Annotated in this window: 4 protein-coding genes; all 4 read right to left on the bottom strand. The window is 63.9% G+C overall.

Annotation, left to right across the window (positions count from 1 at the left end; all coding sequences use genetic code 11):
- Window positions 1-746 (bottom strand): glucose-1-phosphate thymidylyltransferase RfbA (gene rfbA / locus ABW137_RS35565; RefSeq protein ID WP_526407617.1); only part of this gene is annotated, 746 nt, incomplete at its 3' end.
- A 76-nt stretch (window positions 747-822) separates the two neighbouring features.
- Window positions 823-2,289, bottom strand: a complete 1,467-nt coding sequence (locus tag ABW137_RS35560) for a tyrosine-protein kinase domain-containing protein (RefSeq protein WP_526407613.1) — start codon at window positions 2,287-2,289, stop codon at window positions 823-825.
- Between the two features lie 175 nt (window positions 2,290-2,464).
- A complete protein-coding gene (locus ABW137_RS35555) occupies window positions 2,465-4,225 on the bottom strand; it encodes a DUF4012 domain-containing protein (RefSeq protein ID WP_526407615.1) in 1,761 nt (586 codons plus the stop codon).
- 178 nt (window positions 4,226-4,403) lie between these two features.
- Window positions 4,404-4,847, bottom strand: a complete 444-nt coding sequence (locus tag ABW137_RS35550) for a hypothetical protein (protein WP_526407611.1) — start codon at window positions 4,845-4,847, stop codon at window positions 4,404-4,406.
- Window positions 4,848-5,746: the final 899 nt, after the last annotated feature.

The raw sequence follows: 5,746 nt of genomic DNA, 5'->3' as shown, positions 1-5,746 counted from the left end.
GCCCCGATCTTCAAACCGGTACGTCGTTCCATCGTCCGCACGTACTCGGCGGCGTCGGTCATCTGGTCGAATGTCCCGGTGTCCAGCCAGGCGGTACCCCGCGGCAGCACCTGCACCTGCAATCGACCCTGCTCCAGATAGACGCGGTTGACGTCGGTGATCTCGTATTCGCCGCGCGCGCTTGGGGACAGGTCCCGTGCGATCGCGACCACGTCGTTGTCGTAGAAGTACAGCCCGGGTATTGCGTAGTTGCTCTTCGGCTGCTTCGGCTTCTCTTCGAGCGACACCGCGAACCCGTTGTCGTCGAACTCGATCACCCCGTACGCCGAGGGCTCGGCGACCCAATAGCCGAAAATCGCGCCCCCGTCGACATCGGTGAAGCGTTTCAGCTGCCCGCCCATCCCAGGCCCGTAGAGAAGATTGTCCCCCAGTATGAGCGCAACCTTGCCGCTGCCAATGAAATCCGCACCTATGGTGAAGGCCTGCGCCAGTCCGTCTGGTGACGGCTGCCGAGCGAACGTGATCGAAATGCCAAACTGCGACCCGTCGCCCAAGAGTCGCTCGAAACCAGCCGCATCGTGCGGCGTCGTGATCACGAGTATGTCGCGAATGCCCGCCAACATCATCGTCGACAACGGGTAGTACACCATCGGTTTGTCGTACACGGGGATCAACTGCTTTGACAGTCCGAGTGTGATCGGATGCAAACGCGTGCCGGAGCCCCCCGCCAAGATGATTCCCCTCATGGGGTTCATCGCGGCACTGAACGGCCGATCGGACGGCCCTGGTTCGGGGAGAGGGCGCGACGCCTGCATGTTCGACTCATTCAACAACCTCTGCTTCGCTGCCCCGGGGCGCGACTTTGCTTGTGGGCGACGGAGATTCGACGCCGACGGCGTGGCGGGCGGTACGCGACTGGGACGGCCGCCGCTCGGGTTCTTCGCCGTAGTATCCGTACCCATATCCATACGACGCATTTCCCCGCCGCGGCGTCATTGCAAATACGGCGCCGAGTACGGAAGCGCCGACGTCTTCGAGGTTTCCGACCGCGTGGGAGAGTTGGTCGCGTTTGGTCTGGCCGAACCGAGCGATGATCAGCACGCCGTCGGCGCTGGCCGCCAACAGCGCTGCGTCCGTGACCGCGAGCAGCGGCGTCGAATCGATGATGACGTAGTCGAATTGACCTCGCAGTTCGCTGAGCAACTTCTTGGCTGCCAGCGATCCCAGTAGCTCGCTCGGATTGGGTGGAATGGCTCCCGACGTGAGGACGGTCAATCCTGGGAAGCTCGTCTTCTGTAGCGATTCGTCCAGGGTGGCGCCGCCACTGAGCACCGTGCTGAAGCCGACCGGCGCGAGCAGATCGAGGTAGTTGTGCACCATGGGGCGCCGCATGTCGCCATCGACGAGCACCACGTTGTGCTCGGCTTCGGCCAACGCCAGCGCAATGTTTATCGCCGTAGTGGTCTTACCCTCGGCGGGCATCGAACTGGTGACGACGATGACGCGCGGCGGATTGTCCACCGCGAGAAACTGCAAGTTCGTTCGGAGCTTGCGGAACGCTTCGGCTATCGCCGAGTTGTCCTTGTCGAATGAGATCGCTGGATTGCTCCGCCGCTCCTTGTCGAGCGGAATGGTCCCGACCGTTCCGGCGCCCGTGATCTCGTCAAGCGTCTCTCGGTCCTTGACGGTGTTGTCGAGCAGGTTGCGGACCACCGCGAGGCCAACTCCCAACAACACCCCCAAGGCGAGGCCGAGGGCAATGTTGCGCATCGTCTTCGGTACCACTGGACTCTCGGGAATCGACGCACGATGCTCGACGACGACGAGAGCGTCTGGTCTCGTCCCTTCCTCAGGCGTCTCGAGTTCGCGTGCCAGGACGACGAACTCGTCGGAAAGGGTGTTGGCGATATCGCGCGCGCGGACCGCCGACGCGTCGAGGACTTCCACGTTCAGTAGGACCGTGCTGGGTTCCGCACTCGCCGTGACGTGCTCCTGCAGCTCTCCTGCGCTCATGTCGAGGCCGAGTTTGTCGATCGTCCGTTGAGCCAGGGTCTCACCCGTCAGCAGTTTGGCGTACGAGAGCACACGGTCTTGCGAGAGTCGATTGCCCTGGTAGAGATCGGATAGCGACGAGCCGGCCGAGGTGGACACGTAGAGCCTCGTCGACGCTTGGTACAGGGGAGTGGTCGCCAATGAGAGCGCGACCGCTCCGAGAACTCCCGCGAGCGCGACGATGAACACGATGAGCCACCGCGCACGCAGAAGTCGCACTAGGTCTTGAAGATTCAACGCCGCCGCCTTTTCGTCGCTGCTGCCCTCGCCTCGCGCGCCGTGATCGACGTCGAGTCGAGATGTCGAGGTGCCAAACGGTACCGTCCGCACTTTCTTCGCTGGCCCCCAAGGTGATTGGTGTGAACCAACGGGGGCGGATCGAGGGTGCTCATTCCCCAGGGAGCATTGTCACTCATTTCGAGCATTCGGGCATCGAAACCACAGGAGCAACCAGGTCCACCAGTGGCTGGACCGGAACACGCGGTGTACCAGGGGATGTCGGCTCGGTGAGGTGGATCGTGAGCTCACCCGATTTTCCCGGCGGTATCGCGACTTGGACCTCGAAGGTGGGGTGACCGAGCTCCATCCCGCGAATTATCGGCACCCGTTGGCCATTGGCGAGCGCGCTCTTCAATACCGCACCCTTCGTCGCCAAGAGTCGCACCGACGTCACCATCGTGCCGCTGGGGACTTTGATCGGTGCGCTGCGCGCAAGGCCACCCGACGTGGCGACGTAGTCCGGCAGCGGCCCAGCCGGCGCGGCGTTCGTCAGCCGTATCGTGACCGTCGAGTTTCGCGTTTCGCCGTCGCAGTGATCGCCCGCGTACTCGATTCCCCGCTTGAGGTAGTAGTCCATCTTGTTTCCGCCGAGATTGTTGATCACGACCGCGGCGTACGGCGCAGCGTCGTCGGGAACCACATGGGCAAGCGGAGTCGCCTCAAGGAGTTTCTGGTCGGCAGGCGACGAACTCCATACCGCGATGCGGCCCTCGCTGACCGCCCTGCCCAATGCCTCCAACAGAGCACGCGGCGAATCCGTCGGCGCCGTCATCTTCTCGACGACTTCTCCGGCGATGTCTTGCAGATATTGCTTGCGCGCCGGTTGGTCCGTCGGAAAGCGGGTGTACACGGTCGACTCCGTCAGCTCGACCACGTTGGTCGCCGTGATGAGCTCACCGTCCGGCATCGTGACGGGTCCGATCGCTCCGAGCACATAGCTCAGCGCAACGGGGTCGATCGCGACGGCGCCGTCGACGTTCATCCCCGTCTGCTGCGCCCACATGGACTTCCAGATTTGCGCGGCGTAGGGGAAGTGGGGACTCAGGTTGCTGTTGCGAAAATCAGTGCTCGGGCTCGTAAAGCCGTACTGGTCAGTGTATTCCGGGCCAAGGTCGATGGGGGCGAACGCCTTGTCCAACTCGGTGTTGGGTGCCAATTTGTCGACCGTTGGAACACCGTCGTCGAACCGCAGGATGCCAAATCCGCCGAGTAACCCACCGGTGCCGCGGGCCTCGGCATTCGTTTGGAAACCCATGAAGTACGTGCGCGGTCCGTCGGCACCCATGAGCGACGGTGCGAGACGCGCCGCCAGCGCCGTGTTCTGCAGAAGCTTGGCGATATCGGAGGTCTGCTGTTGAAGTTGCAATCGAGCGTCGTCGAGCACCGAGAGGAACTTGGGATCTGCGATCGCCTCGGACTCGGCGTCCAGCCGGCCGGAGTCCGCGGCCAGCTTGCTCAGAGCCGGTTCCTCGGCACGGAGCGCTTGCACGTCCAGATGGCCGTCCTTGAGCAACTGGTCGGGTGAGATCGCCGAGCCGATCTTGGCCGCTGGTTGCAAGACGTCGACGGCCAAGCCGAGGACCACGTCCGTTATCTGCTGCCCGGACTTGAACGGGCTACCCACCCACGGCACGGCCGCCGCAATGTTCCACGGCAGCGAGTGGGCGGCATTGCGTGCGGCCTGCGCATTGGATCGTGCGTCGTCTGCCCACTGGGAGGCATCCTTGGTTTCGCCAGCGAGAAGCGCATCCTTCGCCTGCTGCGCACTGCTGCGAGCGTGCTCCAGGTTGGACTTGACGTCGAGAGCCCGAAAGCCCACCCAGCAGCCAAAGGCAAGAAGCACTACTACGATCGCCAGCCCGGAGAAAACAAGCTTGCGTCTGCTGCTGAGCAGGTCTCGAACGCGACCGGATTGGTCGTCGTGACCGCCCCGATCACGGTCGAACGGGTTTTTCGGAATGGTGGGCACTCAGAAGCTTTCCCTACACGTCGCAGACATCCCTACGGTCAAGGTGCAGCGACGATGGGGCAACCTCAGGGCAGCACTACAGCTAACAGCCGCGCAACAGCTACTAGCAGGCGCCGGTCTTGACCGTGAGCGATCCGTACGGCCCCACCGAAACGCCAAGGCCGCCGAGGCAGATGTTGAACTGCGGGATCAAGGAGAGGAACCAGCCTGCGATCGGCTTGAGGAAGCCAGGAACGAAGGAGAGCGGGGTGAACTCGAAGACGGTCGTGCCCGGCAGCGCAAGAGTGCTCACGGCGCCGGCCCGAGCTGTCCCGTCGCCGTCGCCGAGCCACCACCAGTCGGGATTCTCAGTCGAGAACTGGATCGGACCCAGAATCGGATCGGTACCAAACATCTCGGTGCTGAAGAGTTCAGTCACGGGAGCGGTGGGCATGAGGTCGGGCCGCGCCTGGGCGATCGCGGCGGGCGTGAGCACGGCTGCTGCCGTGATCGCGGCTGCCGCCGCGCCGACCTGAAACTTGGTGAAGTGTGTGGCAACGGTGGTCATATTTCCCCCAGCTGTTCGTCAGTCGAATTGCCATAAACATCGCAGACTCCACCAACCTTGTCAACACGAAACGTTCGCTGGGGTGCCCCGATTATTGGCGCCGGTTGGGCGTGGAGATGAGATCTTGATCGGTTTTTGCCCAGTAAGAGGGCCATCTTTGTGTCGGGCAAGCGCAATGGAGTTTGCACATTTGGCGACCGGCGAACAATTGCCAGGAAGAATAGCGCTCAGTGCTTTAGGGGCCATGATGCAAAGCGAAACGTTGCTCAAATTGCACGGGGGTGCGCGGGCGCCGTCGGCGACGTCCCCACGCATGTCGCTCGACGAGCGGGTCACGTCGAGATGGTTCGCCGCTGCCGCGCTCGGTGCCCCGTGCCGAAGCTGGTCGCTCGGGGTCCTCAATGGGGTACGGCCCCGCAGCGGTCGACGAGGTTTTCGGCACCGGCCCGGGCAGCCTCACGGGGCTCCGAAGTCAGTCCGCGCCGTCCGCGGGTCGGTTGGCGAGAACAGGGCGGGTCGCGGACCGCGCGGAGGGCACTAGTGTCCGTTCGCCCAGAGGCGGCGTCGACGCGGCCATGGGTGCCGATGCGGTCTCGCAGCACGTAGACGTGGTCTTTCCGTCGGCTTACCCGGCGCGTTCACCACGACCTCGGAGCCTTTCGGGGTGGGGGCCGACGGTGACGCTCGGCCCTCCGCCCGCCAGCAAATTGGCGACGGCGTCAACCCCCTGGCCGCCTCGAACGGCGTCCTTCCTCCCGGACGGGAGGCCTGATTAGCGACCGCGCCTCGGCAGACTCCCGGTCGGGGGAGACGCGACGGCCGATCCAGGTATCGAGCAGCGCCAGGGCTGACCGACAGTTCCCGCCGACCGAAGCGGAACCCCGCCTTCCGCCGTCTGG

The organism is Mycobacterium sp. (genome assembly GCF_040509115.1).
Taxonomy (GTDB): domain Bacteria; phylum Actinomycetota; class Actinomycetes; order Mycobacteriales; family Mycobacteriaceae; genus Mycobacterium.
Note: the sequence above shows the minus strand (reverse complement) of the source record. Positions and strands in the feature narration are given on the sequence as shown.